The 16450-nt window shown below is 53.8% G+C and carries 14 protein-coding genes; 11 read left to right on the forward strand and 3 right to left on the reverse strand.

Features of this window, described 5'->3' with window-relative positions; all coding sequences use genetic code 11:
* Window positions 1-35: 35 nt before the first annotated feature.
* The gene (locus JSS75_06495) at window positions 36-413 is read right to left on the reverse strand and encodes an MGMT family protein (GenBank protein ID MBS1903332.1); all 378 of its coding nucleotides are present in this window, start codon (window positions 411-413) and stop codon (window positions 36-38) included.
* Between the two features lie 16 nt (window positions 414-429).
* Here JSS75_06495 and JSS75_06500 point away from each other — a divergent pair, with 16 nt between their 5' ends.
* From JSS75_06500 to JSS75_06515, 4 genes are all read left to right on the forward strand, one after another.
* Window positions 430-1779, forward strand: coding sequence for an FAD-dependent oxidoreductase (locus JSS75_06500; protein MBS1903333.1), 1350 nt, complete (start codon window positions 430-432; stop codon window positions 1777-1779).
* Between the two features lie 68 nt (window positions 1780-1847).
* Window positions 1848-3224 (forward strand): efflux RND transporter periplasmic adaptor subunit, encoded by a 1377-nt coding sequence (locus JSS75_06505; protein MBS1903334.1) that lies wholly within the window; start codon window positions 1848-1850, stop codon window positions 3222-3224.
* A gap of 2 nt (window positions 3225-3226) precedes the next feature.
* On the forward strand, window positions 3227-4447 hold the full coding sequence (locus JSS75_06510) for an ABC transporter permease (protein MBS1903335.1): 1221 nt from the start codon (window positions 3227-3229) through the stop codon (window positions 4445-4447).
* Window positions 4440-5333 (forward strand): formimidoylglutamase, encoded by an 894-nt coding sequence (locus JSS75_06515; protein MBS1903336.1) that lies wholly within the window; start codon window positions 4440-4442, stop codon window positions 5331-5333. The genes JSS75_06510 and JSS75_06515 overlap by 8 nt, the downstream gene beginning before the upstream one ends.
* A 101-nt stretch (window positions 5334-5434) precedes the next feature.
* Here the strand turns inward: JSS75_06515 and JSS75_06520 are convergent, their stop codons facing one another.
* Window positions 5435-7567, reverse strand: coding sequence for a choice-of-anchor D domain-containing protein (locus JSS75_06520; protein ID MBS1903337.1), 2133 nt, complete (start codon window positions 7565-7567; stop codon window positions 5435-5437).
* Window positions 7568-7722: 155 nt separating this feature from the next.
* On the opposite strand from JSS75_06520, the gene JSS75_06525 reads away from it, so the two are divergent.
* The 3 genes from JSS75_06525 to JSS75_06535 all read left to right on the forward strand — a co-directional run bounded on the left by JSS75_06525 (window position 7723) and on the right by JSS75_06535 (window position 10344).
* Window positions 7723-8286 carry a transcriptional repressor gene (locus tag JSS75_06525; GenBank protein MBS1903338.1) on the forward strand — a complete coding sequence of 188 codons (564 nt, stop codon included), beginning with the start codon at window positions 7723-7725 and terminating at the stop codon, window positions 8284-8286.
* A gap of 17 nt (window positions 8287-8303) precedes the next feature.
* Window positions 8304-9101, forward strand: a complete 798-nt coding sequence (locus tag JSS75_06530) for an FTR1 family protein (GenBank protein ID MBS1903339.1) — start codon at window positions 8304-8306, stop codon at window positions 9099-9101.
* A gap of 82 nt (window positions 9102-9183) precedes the next feature.
* Window positions 9184-10344 carry a PD40 domain-containing protein gene (locus JSS75_06535; GenBank protein ID MBS1903340.1) on the forward strand — a complete coding sequence of 387 codons (1161 nt, stop codon included), beginning with the start codon at window positions 9184-9186 and terminating at the stop codon, window positions 10342-10344.
* Window positions 10345-10350: 6 nt separating this feature from the next.
* Here JSS75_06535 and JSS75_06540 read toward each other — a convergent pair whose 3' ends face one another.
* Window positions 10351-13074 carry a hypothetical protein gene (locus tag JSS75_06540; protein ID MBS1903341.1) on the reverse strand — a complete coding sequence of 908 codons (2724 nt, stop codon included), beginning with the start codon at window positions 13072-13074 and terminating at the stop codon, window positions 10351-10353.
* Between the two features lie 477 nt (window positions 13075-13551).
* Between JSS75_06540 and JSS75_06545 the strand changes: the two genes are divergently transcribed.
* The 4 genes from JSS75_06545 to JSS75_06560 all read left to right on the forward strand — a co-directional run bounded on the left by JSS75_06545 (window position 13552) and on the right by JSS75_06560 (window position 16431).
* Window positions 13552-13845, forward strand: a complete 294-nt coding sequence (locus tag JSS75_06545) for a hypothetical protein (protein ID MBS1903342.1) — start codon at window positions 13552-13554, stop codon at window positions 13843-13845.
* A gap of 167 nt (window positions 13846-14012) precedes the next feature.
* Window positions 14013-14480: a hypothetical protein gene (locus JSS75_06550; GenBank protein MBS1903343.1), complete on the forward strand. Its 468-nt coding sequence runs from the start codon at window positions 14013-14015 to the stop codon at window positions 14478-14480.
* 5 nt (window positions 14481-14485) lie between these two features.
* Window positions 14486-15727: an ABC transporter permease gene (locus JSS75_06555; GenBank protein ID MBS1903344.1), complete on the forward strand. Its 1242-nt coding sequence runs from the start codon at window positions 14486-14488 to the stop codon at window positions 15725-15727.
* Window positions 15728-15756: 29 nt separating this feature from the next.
* The gene (locus JSS75_06560) at window positions 15757-16431 is read left to right on the forward strand and encodes an ABC transporter ATP-binding protein (GenBank protein MBS1903345.1); all 675 of its coding nucleotides are present in this window, start codon (window positions 15757-15759) and stop codon (window positions 16429-16431) included.
* Window positions 16432-16450: the final 19 nt, after the last annotated feature.

Here is a 16450-nt window from a genome sequence, read left to right on the forward strand (position 1 = left end):
CTCCGGCGATGTTCGTGCAGGCCTTCGGCAACCGATCATTCGGAAGGATCCCAGAAATGCTTCTGCATATCGACATGGCGCCCCTTGAAGGTCACGCCTTCGCGTTCGAGACGCTTACGCATCGGCTCATACCCGCCAAACTTATGGGCTGCAGAAAGCTCTCCGAGCCGGTTTAGGACGCGATGAGCAGGCAATGACGGATCGTCAGGGATCAACCCCATCGCATAGCCAACGACGCGGGCTGAGCTCCGTAAGCCCAGAGCCTGGCCAATTGCGCCGTAGCTTGTCACCTTCCCTTTCGGAATTCGAGCAACGACCTCGTATACTCGCGCATAGAAATCCGCCTGCTTCGGCGATTTTTGTTTGGCCAGATCAAAATAATCCGGCAGTGTTCGTTGTTTAGTCCTTCTCATTTCGATACAAATCTACGTGAAGGCTCCGTTTCGAGTTGCGGTAATCGGTGGTGGTGTGAGCGGCCTTGCAGCCGCAACGGAGTTAGCGCTTGCCCCGAGCGACCGGAAGATCGAGGTCACGCTTTTCGAGGAGCGTGCGATCTTCGGCGGACGTACGCGTTCACTGACTGAGCGCACGACCGGCGACATCATCGACAACGGCCAGCATCTAATGATGGGTTGCTACACCTCCACGATGCGGTACCTTCGGAACATTGGAACGCTGTTAAAGGTAGACAGGATATCTCCGCTCGACATTCCGTATTTCAAAGCAGGTCATGGGAACGTTGGTTCACTGACGGTCTCGACGACAATACCCTCACCAACGAACCTACTCGTTGGTCTGCTCCGAAGTGAATTACTTGCATCGTTCGAGAAATCAGCCGCGATACGATTTGGTCTGGGCATCATGCTCTTTCGCTTCGACAAGGCGTTTGCGCACCGAACATGCCGACAACTCTTCGCCGCCGCCAAACAGCCGGACTCTGTCATCGCGAAACTGTGGGAGCCTGTCGTACTGGCGACAATGAATGCGTCGATCGACGAAGCAAGTGCCCAAGTGTTTTTGAATACGATCCGAACAGTCTTTTTGATGGACCGCCGCTTCCCTGCTCTCGTTGTACCCCGGTGTGGACTTTCGGAGCTTCTTGTCGATCCGGGAGTCGAGTTACTTCGTTCGCAGGGACACCACCTCCGTCTTGGCACGGGTATCCTCGAAGCCGACGAACGTTCTGGCGTTGTCTATGTCAAAACGGTTGGAAGAGACGACTACGAGGTATTCGACGCGGTCATCGTAGCGGCGTCACCGTTTCCCGAGTGGGTGCCGGTCGCAGGCAAGCGCCCGACGTTACGATTTTCACCGATCGTCAACGCGTTTCTCTGGACCGATACACCTATACTCGATCACCCGATCAATGGTTTTGTAGAGACAACGCTCCAGTGGGCATTTCCAAAGAAATCGAACCGGACCCGGCAGCTCATTGCATGCACCGTAAGTGCGGCGAAGACGCTTGTTGACGAACCGTCGGAACGCATTGTGGCAACGTTGACCGGCGACCTTCGTTCCGCTCTGCCGCATACATTGTTCGGGTCGATCGAACACTCCGTGGTGATCAAAGAAAAGCGCGCTACGTATCTGCTCGATCCCGATACCGAGGCAAACCGACCACCGATGCGCTCGACAAGTGCGCACATCTACATCGCCTCGGATCTCGCCCATAATGGCCTTCCGATGACGATAGAAGGTGCAGTCCGAAACGGCCAACGGGCGGCAATCAAACTGGTGCATGATCATTTGTTCATCCGCATCCCGGAAACACATCCATAACTCGTGCGTATTTTTGACTTCCCCCGAACGCAGCCATTTATATTGACCACCACATTTTGTACGAATCAATGAGTACTTCTCAGAGCGATCAGGCGATGCAGGCATTCCGGCAGAAGCAGAAGAAACAAGTCGTGCGTCGGTGGGTCTCGATCGTGATTCTCCTGCTTGTTGCCGGCGCTGCCGTCTGGTATTTCGTCTTCAATAAGAAAGATGCTGCGGCCATCACCGTCTATCGTTTTGCTGCAGTCGAGCATGGCGATATCATCAAAGCGATCACTGCCACCGGGACGATCCAGGCGACGAAGACAGTACAGGTTGGCACCCAGGTGTCCGGCGTGGTCCGAGAGCTCCATGCGGATTTCAATTCGAAGGTCAAAAAGGGCGAGTTAATCGCAGTGATCGATCCGACATTCTACGAGGCGGCGATCAAACAATCCGAGGCTAACTACCAGAAGGCGCTTGCCGACCTCAACAAGACAAAGCTCGATGCTGAACGAGCAGAGGCGCTCTTCAAAAAAGATCTGTTGTCGAAGGCCGACTACGACGCTGCCATCGCGGCAAGAGCTACCTCCAGCGCAACGGCTCAGCAAGCAGAGGCGGCGCTCGAACAAGCAAAGGTGAATCTTGGATACACCCAGATCCACGCACCGATCTCCGGGACGATCGTTTCTCGCAATGTCGATGTCGGCCAGACAGTTGCGGCATCGTTGAATGCGCCGGTGCTCTTCGTAATCGCAGAGGATCTCGAAAAGATGCAGGTCTGGGCAAGCGTTGACGAAGCCGATATCGGCGGTGTCAAAGCGGGTCAGCCGGTGAACTTCACGGTGGATGCATACGGCGACGAGAAATTTCACGGAGTAGTAAATGAGGTTCGACTGAACGCCACAATTACACAGAATGTGGTCAACTATACAGTGATCATCGATGCCGACAATCCGGATCTGAAGTTATTACCGAGCATGACAGCAACGGTAACGATTATCAATGCTTCTAAGCAGAATGTTCAGCGTATCCCGGTCGCAGCATTGCGTTTCACTCCGCCGGATATGGAACGTCAAGGCGGCGGTCAGAAAGGTCAACACGGCGGAGGCATGCGACAAGGCGGCGGCCAAGGACAACATAAGCCGGAAGGCGGCGGTGGGGGGCAAGCCATGGCAGCAGCCGAAGGCGAGGATAGTACTGGCACGAAGGGTGTAGTGTTTGTAAAGTCAGGGGTCAAACCGGACGGTACTCCGAAGTTCGAGCCCGTACCGGTGATGACAGGCATTTCAGACGGTCTCTACGTCGAGTTGATCTCATCGGCACGACAACTGCAGCAGACGGATAGTCTGGCCGTCGGTTCGTACACGCTTACCTCAGGCGGCGCAGCGGGCTCTTCCGGTCAACCTGGCACGAATCCCTTCGGCGCCCCGGGCGCTCGCGGCGGCGCAACAAGGAGAATGTAATGCTGAAGAACATCTCCTCGTCGATCTCGATGGCGTTCGAATCGCTCGGACATAATAAGGTCCGAGCGTTTCTGACCATGCTTGGTATTATCATCGGCGTGGCTGCCGTCATTACGATGACGGCAATCGGCCAAGGGGCCAAACAAGCGGTGAACGATCAGATCGCCTCCCTGGGAACGAACGTGCTGACTATTTTCCCCGGCGCAACATTCGGCGGCGGTATCAGCTTTGGCGCCGGAACATCGAATCGGCTTACCGAAGCGGACGCCGATGCGCTTCGAAAACTTTCACTCATTACCACCGTTGCTCCAATCGTGACGGCATCGTCGCAGATCGTGGCCGGTAATAACAATTGGTCCACACGTGTCAACGGGACCAACGAAGATTACATCGCGGTTAGAAATTGGGGGCTGATCAGCGGTTCCGACTTCACACCGAATGATCTGAAGCACGAGACGAACGTCTGCCTGTTGGGGAAGACCGTCGCCGATCAACTCTTTCCGGACGGACAGCAACCGGTCGGACAAACGATCCGCATTCGCAAGCTCCCCTTCCGAGTCGTGGGTGTGATGCAACCAAAAGGGTTTAATTCGTTCGGCGTCGACCAGGACGATATCATTTTGGCACCGCTTACTACAGTACAAAAAAAGATACTTGGTGTGACGTGGCTCAACGTGATTATTGCCAGCGCCGCGAGTGCCGAGCAAACTCAGGCAGCCATCCAGGAAGTTAATCAGACGCTCCGTTCGCAGCACAAGTTATTGCCGAGCGAAGCAGACGATTTCAACGTTCGCTCCCAGCTCGACCTCGCACAGGCCGCCGACCAGAATGCCAATACTTTGACAAGCCTGCTCCGCAATGCTGCAATCATCTCATTGCTTGTCGGTGGTATCGGCATTATGAATATCATGCTCGTCACGGTAACCGAACGCACGCGCGAGATCGGCATCCGTAAGTCGCTCGGTGCGAAAAATATGGACATCATGGTTCAGTTTCTCACTGAAGCAATGACACTCTCGCTTGTCGGCGGACTGCTCGGCCTCGGTCTTGGGTACGGCATGAGCGCATTCATCTCCGCAAGCAACGGTTGGACACTGTCGATCTCGCCGGTGGCGACAGGTCTCTCGTTCGGAGCCGCCGCGCTTGTTGGCGTATTCTTCGGTTTTTATCCTGCCCGCAAGGCTGCAAAACTTAACCCGGTCGAAGCGCTTCGATATGAATAAGCTCGGGGACGATCCTCGATTCGGCGATCTCATTCGGTCCGATGTAGCATCCGCTCAAGCGGGCGATGTTGTCATCGTTGGTGTTCCTACCGATGAAGGCGTACGCCGCAATGGCGGCCGTGTCGGTGCTGCGCAGGCGCCGGATGAGATCAGAAAGTATCTTCGTAAGATTGCCCTGCCGCTCTCTATGTATGGCGATCATCAAAAGCAAATTTTTGATCATGGAAACATCAGCGGCGCGACGCTGGAAGAAATCCATGACAATGCATGTGCAGCAGCAGCAACATACTCCCGCAGGGGTTGCTTCGTGATCGGTCTGGGCGGCGGACACGACGTCACGTATCCGCTCGTCAAAGGACATCGTGAAGCCGGTGCACCGTTCGGACTCATGAATATCGACGCGCACCTCGATGTACGGCAGAAGAAGAACGGACTTCACCATTCCGGGAGCAGTTTTCGATTGCTCATCGAAGAAGGCATTGTCTCTGGGACAGACTTTGTAGAGTTTGGCATCCAACCGCTCGCTGCAGCGAAGGCACATGCCGACTGGGTCACAGATCAAGGCGGCCACATCCACTACCTCTACGCCATACAAGCGGAAGCAGTAGAAAGGAATTTTGGTATTGCCACCGCCGCACTCGAGAGCTATTACCTCTCGTTCGACATCGACTCCGTCCGAGCCTCGGACGCCCCCGGTTGCAGCGCACCTTCACCCGTTGGCTTCACCGCAGAGGAAGCACTGGCGATGTGCGCGATAGCTGCTGCCTCCGGCAAGTTGCGTGGCTTTGATATTGTCGAGACGAATCCCCTGTTCGATATTGACGGGCATACGTCACGCCTGGCTGCGATGATGATCGCGACGGTAATAGCGTCTATTCCCCAGTAGGACCCGGGGCTTCTATCTCACAATTAAATATCTTGGCTGTAAACTCAAACGCCGCAGTAGTGCGAACTACTGCGGCGTTTGAACGAAAAACATGATTTCTACTATTCGTTCGTCACCACAACCCGCTTCGAGGTCACGAACGGGATACCATCGGTGCTCACGCCGCTGATGCGGACGATATAACTGCCGGAAGCGACACGAGCCCCTGCATCGGTCGTTGCATTCCAGACCCACGTGCCAGTAGTCGCTGACGACGTGAGCTGTTTGCCGAGCATATCGTACACTTCGATCGTTGCAGACGTCGTGCCCGTCACAGTTGCGACCAGTCTCGATGACATCGGATTCGGCGTCAGGCTGATCGTCACCCCTGAAGGGATCTCCGCACGAACCGAACTCGTCGCTGCTCGTACTCCCTGAAGCTGGAAGCCGGTGCCGAGGAGATTATGTGTGGAGTTGATGACAAGAGTATCGTAGTGAACATCTTTGTCGTTCGCCGTATAGATCACGGTGACGGTCATATTGTCGCTCGGGTGTAGAACAAACGGCGTCGTTGCAGGCGTCGTGCTCTGAATTTGGAAGTACGTACCGTTTTTCAGCGTCACTCCGTTGACCGTAACGTCCACCGTGAGGTTATTAGTGAACGTAAACGTCTTCGTCGGACGATCGCCATGCGACTCGATTGAGATCACACGCGGCTCGTTCGGATAGAGTTCGCGAATGACCGTATCGTTCGTGTGCGTATCCGCATCATGAACCGCAAAGCCTACCAGCGTTCCTTTCGCTTCGTGGCAGGTAATGCTGTCGCCGCTAAGCCAAAAGATCACACACCCGCTGTAGACTCCCTTCGGGTCGCCGTTATTCAATGCGAACGGCGTAAACGTATAGTTGAGGTTCGCCGTACCATGCGCAGGTACGGTGATCGGCAGCGAGGAGGTCAGAGTGAATGCACGAGCATCTTCGCAAGCGACGCTATCGTTGGTGATTGTGATATCGGCGCCGGTCTTGTTAATGAGCTGCAACGCACGATTTGCACTGGCCCCGATCACGATCGGATCCTTGTACCCGGCTGTCTGCTCCGTGCGCAAACATGCATCGCCGCTATTGTTACTTCCCTGTGAGGTTGCCCCAAATCCGACGACCAACTGCTTTGTGGCGCTACCGATCGTGTAGTTCACGGTCAGATTACATTTCGCTGAGCCAGCAGTGCTCGATGCAGTATAGCACATCGTGATCGTGATCGACGATCCCGGAGCAAGCGTATCGTTTCCGGAGAAGCTCGGCCTGAGTGAAAATTGCTGTCCGTCGCAACTCGTCCAGCCAGTAATAACGATCGACTGAGAAGACGAATGATTCGTGATGACAATATCTTTACAAGCGCTTGCGCCAGCTGCCAGTGCTCCGAAACTATATTCGCCCGGATCTGCGACCAGACCGTCGCTCGTCCCACCTCCGCCGTTACCCGAATCCGTCTTCTTATAGGCCGCTGTTACCGCGAGATCGGTATGATGAGTATCATTCTGTCCATCGTAATGCCATGTGACATCCAGTGAATCGACGACTTCATGACGGGATGAATCCGACGTATAGCACACGGTAAACTGTTTCGTTTCTCCGGAATCGAGCGTCACATTATCGGTAAATGACGGGTCGACACTGAATCCACGATCATGCAACATCGACCAACCTGTTAAGACGATCGTCTTCCCGGTCCAGTTGATGAGCGTGAACGTATGGCATGAATCCGCTCCCTGAGCAAGCGCTCCGAAGCTCCACTTACCCGGGTCAAAGATCACGACAGCATCGTGACCGCCATTGCCGCCACCGTTCGATCCTGTTACTTTGCCCACGAGCCCCAATGTCTTTCTACAGTCGCTGCCGACCTTCGAGATGGTGATTGTCCCATGTACCGAGCTCCCTGCTGACGCGCCGGAGCCGGGATGGAAGACGACGGTAATCTGGACGCTATCGCCCGCCGCAAGTGTATCGATATGCGGAGTGACCGAGAATGCGTCGGTACCACTTAAGGAGATCTCGAGCGTGATCGTAGTCGAACCGGTGTTCGTCACCCAGAAGGTTCGAGTTTGCTCGGAGCCTGCATTCGCCGAGAACGACCATGCCGAGTCTGCCGTTGAAAGCGAATACGCACAATCCGCCTTGGACGATTGTGCGGTTACGGTAGCTAAGAGCAGCGCCAACAAACTAAGCACTGCGGATCGAAGTAGAATTCGTGTCATGTCGGTTGAGATGAGATGATACAACTCACTGTACGCACTCAGGGTAGCTGCGTGCTTCTGTAAAATGCCATTATTGTCAAAAAGTTACAGTGCGGAAAAATAAAGTAGGAACCGCATTCAAATAATTTATGTATTTAGATTGAGTCTTAATAACGATGACAGACGAACCTGCTCAAAAACTGACTCGGCTCCCCAAAAAGGAGCCCGCGGCGGAGGTCGTGGCAAATCCGCACGATGTATTCCGAAAGTATCTCAAAGACGGTGATTACCGCATCACCCCGGAACGCTTTGAAGTGCTCGATGCCGTCTTGAAATGGGACGATCACTTCGATGCCGATAATCTGTTCATCTATTTAAAAAACAGTGGTTCGAAGGTCTCCCGTGCCACCGTATATAAGACACTCAATCTTCTGCATGAATGCGGGCTCGTCTCCCGCTATCGGTTTTCACAGGGGCACGCCCAATACGAAAAAACCGTTGGCCGCCCGCACCACGATCACCTGATCTGTACTACGTGCGGCAAGATCATCGAGTTTGACAATCAGCGCGTCGTGCAGATGCAGAACGACATCTGTATTGCGTATGGCTTTAAGCCGCTCTACCACTCCTTCCAGATTTTCAGTCAATGCCTCGATGGCGCGGCTGATATCCAGGACTGCGAGTATGCGCGGCAGTTCAAGTCCGCCCTGATGAATCCGGAGAAGCGTCACAAACATTGATCGAAGGAATAGCAGCAATGTACGGCAAATTATTCAACCAGTTCATCATCAGTTTCCGCGAGTCGATCGAGGCATCACTCGTTGTTATGGCCGTCATGGTGGCCCTGAAAAAGCGCGGAGACGAACGTATCCGCAAAGCGGCTCTGTGGGGGATCATTACCGCAGTCGCGACATGCGCTGTCGGTGGGTACATGCTCGGGACGATCGCTCTTGTCAATAACCATGGTGTAGAACTTGCACTCTATATCTCTGCCGCCGTCGCCGTCACGACCATGGTCATCTGGATGATGCGCTCCGGCAAGAAGATTCGTCAGCAGATCGACGATCGCATCAATTCGACGATTAGCAAAAGCGGCTTCCTCCCGATGCTCGGTATTTTCCTCTTCGTGTTCTTTATGATCACACGCGAAGGGTTCGAGATGGTGCTGCTGTTGCTCGCATTCGGAGCTGGGGTCGGTGGCGGCTATTACGTCAGCGCCATGCTCGCAGGCATCAGCCTCGCTGTGATCCTCTCCTATTCAATCTCGAAGGGACTGATCAAGGTCAATATTGGAAAGTTTTTGCAGCAATCGGCGTATGTGCTGATGATCCTCGTTGTCCAGCTTGTCTTCGACTGTCTGCACGAAGCATACGAGGGTAATTTCCTAGCGCAACCCTCCAATCAAACGTATGCGAATTTCGTCGACTACGTTCACGACCAGGTGCCGGTGTTTTCCTACGCGGCACTCGGGTTATTCGCGATTATTGTGATCTATCATCTGGTCACAAATCTCGGCGCACGACGTGCGGCGAAGTCCGAGCCGGCTCGCGCCTGAGAGAAACTCCACTCTGCCTAAACTTAGTATCCCGTAGAGGGTGTTTAGTGCTCTCACATTCTTTACGTGTATGAACGACCGTATGCACCGTATCATATTTGCTACTACCACTGTCATTCTCACAACAACAGCGGTATTCGCTCAACCCCAAAAGAGTCCGTACGAGATCAAGGACCCAAAGATCAGCATCGTGACCTACCGGCCCGAACACGATAACTCTGGGATCGATATGGCAAAGCAATTTCAGGGCGCGAAGCCGCTGCCAACCTCGCAATATCTCAAGGAAGAGAAGCACCTTCGCAATATCCGGCAACTGAGCTTCGAAGGTGAAAATGCAGAGGCGTACCTCAGCCCGGACGACAGCCACCTCTGTTTTCAGGCGCGAGGACGAGGTGAAGGTCATTGCGATCAGATCTTCACGATGACGCTCGATGGAAAGAATGTAAAACACATCTCGACGGGGACGGGACGTACAACGTGTTCGTACTACATGCCCGACCAAGCGCATATTCTTTACGCATCGACGTTTAATAGTGACGATGCCTGCCCGCCGGAACCAGATCACTCGCTCGGGTACGTATGGCCGCTCTATCGTTCATACGATCTCTATATTGCCGACACTAACGGGGTGACGATTGGCCGTCTGACCGCCGATACTACCTTCTATGACGCCGAAGCTACCATCTCTCCGGTCGGAGACCGAATTGTATTCACCAGCACACGTGACGGAGATATCGACCTCTACTCGATGAAACTTGATGGGACCGGCATCAAACGCCTGACAACAGAACTTGGCTACGATGGTGGCGCATTCTACTCGCTCGACGGAAAACAGATCTGCTTCCGTGCTGCACGCCCTACGGGCAAAGACGCCGATGAATACAAGGCCTTACTTGCGAAGGGACTTGTCAAACCCGGCGACCTGGAAATTATGGTCATGAACGCCGATGGCACCGGCAAGAAACAACTCACACACAATGGCAAAGCCAACTTTTGTCCGTTCTTCTACCCGGACGGCAAACGTGTAATCTTTTCATCGAATATGGACGATCCGCAAGGACGCGAGTTCGACCTTTATGCCGTCAATACCGACGGTACCGGGCTCGAACGGATTACGTATGCAAAGGGCTTCGACGGTTTCGCGATGTTCACCCGTGATGGTAAACATTTGGTGTGGTGTTCGAATCGAAATGGCTCACACCCCGGCAATACCAATATTTTCGTTGCCGACTGGGTCAACTAACAACCACTACTGTACTGAGAGGATATCGACGCTACCCGGTGTGAGCTTATAGACACCGGGTGCTCTGCGGGCAAGTGCGGTAATACGGAGGTCGTGCAGTTTCAGTTGTACGAGCAGATCTCCCTCACCTCCATGAATCTCAAGTGTCCCGTCTTTACTGAGACCAGACGTTAACCATGCAGTAAAGCTCTCTCGGTCTGACGGCGGTACGGAAATGATCAGATGCGGAATCTCCGGCACAATCACGGTATTCCCACCTGTCACTTGTGTGATCTTCTGTTTGAGCGTGAATGATTCTATTTTATTCACCCGCTTACTCGCTTCATCGAGACCGGAAATATCCAGCTTGAAATTCGCAGGAGACCACTTCTTGGCCGCCGACGAATGATCTCCCGGATGAGCAACCTCAGTACCCGCCTGACTAGAACGAACGATTTCCGGCGAAAAAAGAACTGACAAATACGCCGGATCTTTCGAACCAGCGTCGAGCGCCGGAAATCCAACCTCCGTGATCAATGCATTTGTAAACTCTCTGGTCGAACGTGCTTTTGTATTGAAATCTGCGGCAACGATAGCACCATCCTTACGCTGATGAGACTTCGAAAAGGAAGCCTGGATCCACTCGTAGATCGGTGACCCTTGTACCGAAAGCCGCGCAGAAATATCTTCATACTTTACCGGTCCCAGATGCTTCCGCACGAGCGACGCAGGTGCAGCATCGTTGTTGAACCCCGGGCTTGCTACCGTAAAATCGAGCATCCCTGAACGTATTTTCGAACGCAGCGCCGACGAACCCGGCGCAACCCCCTGGCTGCCACCGGTACCGCCGGCAAGCAGATCGGCTCCCTGAAAATTTTGGCTTGCGGCTTCATCGTTCAGCAACACGTCACCGATAAGAATCAACGTCGCCGAAGTGCCGCCAACCGTGATTGGTTCTGTGAGTGCCATGTGACCGGTGATCGGTGCATTTGCGGACGAAGACCGAGTGAACTGCAGCTGACCAGAATACCGCTCGAGCGGGATTGTGAGATCCAGTGAACCTCCTTGCGCTCCTACGCCTGAGACAATCAAATGGTCTGTTGTGCCACAGAGTGCACGTTCGATCTCGAGCAGAGCACTATCATTCAAAAGCCGTGTATCCAGCGAGATATGGACCAATGGGACGCCTGCGTTTGCATTGGTAGTACCACCAAATTGCGACGGGTCGATCGATAGTTCACGCGATGACGTAGTGGCAATCGAGTGCCAGAGATCATTCTCTGCCGACGCGAAACGGCTGTCACGTAACAGCGGCGACGGTGGGGCATTGAGCTGATGAAAAACTGTACGATCAAATGGACTCGAGTGCGCATTGACGACAAACCCTTCGAGCGCGCCACCGTGAATTGGTTGATCGGGCGGCAGAAGTATAATGTCGTTCGTCGCATTGTCGGACGGTACCTGTGGCGTCGAGAAGGTCAGGTTCAACTCCTCCCCATCCGACCCATGGGCCACGGCGGGTAGTATACGCGGTGCAAAATTTCCACCGCCTTCGGTAGCCGACGCCTCTGTCGCACCGTTGCCCGAAAGCCAATCGCGCAGGACATTTGCTCCATCGCCAGGAATCACCGCACCTGCCCGCGGATAGAAGAGCAACGACGAATTCGCAAGACTCAGATACAACGGACTCGTACCTTGTGTGGACGACACGAATCCGATCATCCCTTGATCGCCGCCTGCACCACCCGTGCCGCCAGAACCACCACCAACCAGTCCGGTATTTGTACGTCCCGTTGTACCATTGCTGTCAGCACCAGTCGCTGCCCCGACGCCGGTGCTGCTGTCTGAACTGCCGCCGTGGAGCGTATCGCAATTCCACGACACGGTAAACAAATACGGCTGAGCCCACCCGTCGTTGCTGAGCACAAACGCGTTGCCTGCCTCATCCAATGCTCGAACACTCCAGATATATCGTTTTCCGACTTCCGGAAAAAAATATTGGGCGGGCCAAAGAATTGATGTCTGCATGAGCAGATCGCTTTCGACGAGTGCACGATTTCCTCTGATCGCAGCAATGGGTTCTTGTCCCGGATATACCTCGAATATTGCGAAATGGTATCGAACAGTCTGTGTCGGAGACGGCGAGATGGGCGTCCACTGAAAGAATGGCATCGGAGAGCCATCCCGTGTGAAGATGACATTGTTCGCCCCTGCTCTGCAGAGCACTGAACCATCCTCCGGAAGCATCAACTGCGGCGGCGAGTAGGCAAAGATTTGTGTGCAACCGGCCTGATCGGGGCTCGAGGCGATCGGCGCACCAGTTGCCGCATCCAGCACCGTAACTTTCAAGCATAACAGTCCTTCCGGTACCCTACCGGATCGTTGGGAATTGGCATCGATGGCATTCTCATAATGCATTGCATTCATCGGGACCAAGTCCTCGCCGTTGAAAATTGTCAACCCCGTAGGATTCGATGTAGAAGGTCCGTTCAGAGTGATCGGCGGAAGCTTTGCGGGATCGGAGTTTGCGACGTGCTGACCATTGAGCGTGAAATCGGTGCGAATTTTTACCAGTCGTGTCGGTCCGGCATTACGCACCATGACCGTAGCCGTTGAGGCTCTGCTTTGCCAGTCGGAGAGAAACTGTGACGGTCGGGTTATGATTGGGGCATCGACCTGCACCTGTGCGAACGCAAAACGCGCCGAACAAAGCAGAACAATGACAAAGAGATGATGTAGCGCCCGTCTCATTCCATGTAAAAATACAACAAATTCGCCCCCTGCCACATAGACGCCAAAATCAACCACTGTGTGACAGTTTCAACCAAATATTTACGAGTTTTATCACTACCGAATCATAGGAAACCCTAACAGTGTTTAGTACAAACGATGGACCAACGATCCACTTTCCGAACTACTATACCAACACTGCTTAGGATCCTGGGCAAGAGAGTGTTGCTCGTGACGACACTCGTACTCTTGAATTCGGCTGTAATGGCTCAAGAACGAGAGGTTAAACATCCCCCACAAGCTGGAACGGGACTGCCCGGGCTGGTACGTCCCCTCTCGCTCGCACTCGCACACTACATCATTCCGCTGCATCCGGGGTGGAGGGTCTCAGAAACGCTGGATACAATACGGGGACTTACCAGGCTGGTCTGCACTCTCCCGCCCGACTCGCTGGATCTACAATTGCAGTGCATTTCACGACCTGTCAATGGTGCAGAGATGACCAGCCACGAGTGGGACAACTTAAAGGATCAACTTCGCAGCGAATACGGTGACCGCAAGATCGGCACAATGGTACTCTTGGATACGACCATGATCGGGCATCCGACGAGTGAAGGGATTGTGGGCAGACTCGAACTGTTGGCTCGCATGCCGGATCATCTTGAATTTGCAGCCGCAGTCGTCACCACACGCGAGATTCTGCTGCTGACAGCTCCCATCCCAAATGAAGAGATAACCTCGAAGGTACCATTCTATCGTTCGATCGTCGCAGAGATCAGGGTGCAGAAGTAATTTAAATCCACAACACGGTTTGAGGCGTAATGGCTTGTAGGTAACAACCTTTTATGCCGGTGAACTTGTTGTGGGAATGTCACCGGTTTGAGGTTGTAACCCATTGTGGGTAAATGCCGGAGCCTCAAGCTCCGGCTATTTTTTTTTAAGTTCAGTTCTGAAAACTGATGCGCATTGTACTTGTACTCACACTCGTATCGACTCTCACCTGCACGCTTGCAGCCCAGCAGCGTCCGAATGTCGATACACTTACCCTTGGAGGTGTAAAGACATCGATCCCGCTGAATTCGGCCCCACAATTGGCTCACTTCGATACGATCTTTTGGAGTGCGGACATGGGAGCAGGGATGTTGCGCCATCCGGACAACGCGTTCGGTCACACCGGCGAGTACCGCGTTGCCATTCAGGACGGCAAAGTACAACAGATCACGTTCGCGATCGGCGCGCACAACAAAGCCGAAGCGAAGAAATTCTATGACGAGGTATATGCGCGACTGACGGCCGCGTATGGACAACCCGATGGCAGCAGTGCGACGGAGTTTCGCTGGGAAGGCGTCGAACAATTTTTTGCGACTCGCTTGTCAGACGATGGCAATGCAGTGAGCATTGTCCTCTCCAAGTTCGAAGGCCGGTAATTCGAATGTCATTCGAATTCTTTATCGCCAAACGATACGCGCTCTCGAAGCGTCGCGAGCAATTTATTACGATCATTAGTGCCCTGTCTGCGCTTGGGATCGTTGTCGGGGTTGCTGCGCTAATCTGTGTGCTTTCGGTCTTCAATGGGTTTTCACGCGTCGTGACGGATATCCTCGTTAATTTTGACCCGCATATTCGTGTTACAGCCCTTTCCGATTCGACTACAACGAACGCTCGGTATCTCAATGGCATCGACAGCTTGGTACGAATCGCAAAACAATTTCCCGGAGTCCATGCAGCGGCAGCCGTCGTCAAACAAAAGGCGGTGATCGTCCACTACACACTGCCCCGCGTTGCTGTCATTAGCGGGATCGATATCTCCGATGTCGATCGTGTCTCTGGCCTTGCCAAGACCGTTCAGGCCGGCTCGATGCAACTCGACTCACAGGGGATTGTCCTTGGCCAATTACTTGCGGATAATCTTGCCATCGCGACGGGCGATACCATTCAGGTCTTCAGTTCGACCGGAATGGAGCGCATCCTCTCGGAGCCGGTCACTCCGAAGACGCGATACTTTATCGTGCGCGGAATTTTCGCCGCGAACAACCGCGACTACGATGGCAATAACGCATACGTCAACCTTGCTGCGGCGCGTGACTTGTTCGACGTCCCGAACGACGCGGCGACCCAGATCGACATCCGGTTGAATAATATCGACGAATCGCAAGAGGTGAAAACCGAGATGACGAAGCGCTTCGGTCTGCATGGCGTCTCGATCGACACGTGGTACGACCTCCATCACGACCTCTATAATGTGATGGAGATCGAGCGATGGATTGCGTATGTCATTCTCATCATGATTGTCGCCGTCGCGTCGTTCAGTATCTTCAGTGCGCTCACGCTCACCGTGTTCGAGAAGCGCCGGGATATCGGACTCTTAGTCGCACTTGGAGCCGATCGGAACCAGATCCGAAAGATATTCCTGTCACAGGGCCTCATTACAGGTGTCACCGGCGTACTCATCGGATGCGTACTGGGTCTTGCTGTCGTTTCGGCGCAACAGCAGTTCGGATTTTTCAAACTCGATACGAGTGTGTATATCATACCTGCCATGCCGGTTGAGTTACACGCGCTTGACTTCCTCGCCGTAAGTATCGGAGCATTGGTGCTTGTGGTGCTTGCGGCCATTTTCCCTGCGCGTCGCGCAGCGGAAACGCTTCCTGCCGATTCTCTGCGTTGGGAATAGCGGCGAACAACGATCATTGTTGTGATTCCATGGCTACAATATTAGCAGTTCGAGGACTCGGCAAACTATACCGTTCAGGCACCACGTCAGTCGAGGTGTTCTCTAATATTACGTTCGATGTCGCACAAGGCGAGGTCGTGGCACTCACCGGCGCCAGCGGCTCCGGCAAAACGACGTTACTAAATATTATCGGCACGCTCGATCAGGCGACGTCCGGTACAGTAGGAATCAACGGACAGGACATCTCAAAGCTCTCGCCGGCGGCGATGGCGTCATTCCGCAATACACACATCGGATTCATCTTCCAATTTCATCATCTGCTGCCGGAGTTCACCGCCACCGAGAATGTCGCCATGCCGTCGATCATCGCGGGTGCATCATACGACAAGGCGACTAAACGAGCAACGGAGTTACTTGACGAGGTAGGATTAGCCCATCGGGCAACCCATCGTCCTTCGGAGCTTTCGGGCGGCGAAGCGCAACGAGTGGCAGTTGCCCGTGCATTTATGATGCAACCAACGCTTGTCCTGGCAGATGAACCGACTGGTAACCTTGACCCGGAAAATTCCGACAAACTGTTTTCGCTGATCCTCTCGCTTGCAGCGCGTCACAATCAAACATTTCTGATCGCAACCCATAACCTCGATCTTGCCAAGAGCGCAACACGAACGCTCCATATCGAGAAAGGCGGGATTCGCGCATAACGAGCGAGGGGTGCGTAGC

It is taken from the genome of Bacteroidota bacterium (genome assembly GCA_018266755.1).
Taxonomy (GTDB): domain Bacteria; phylum Bacteroidota; class Ignavibacteria; order Palsa-1295; family Palsa-1295; genus JAFDZW01.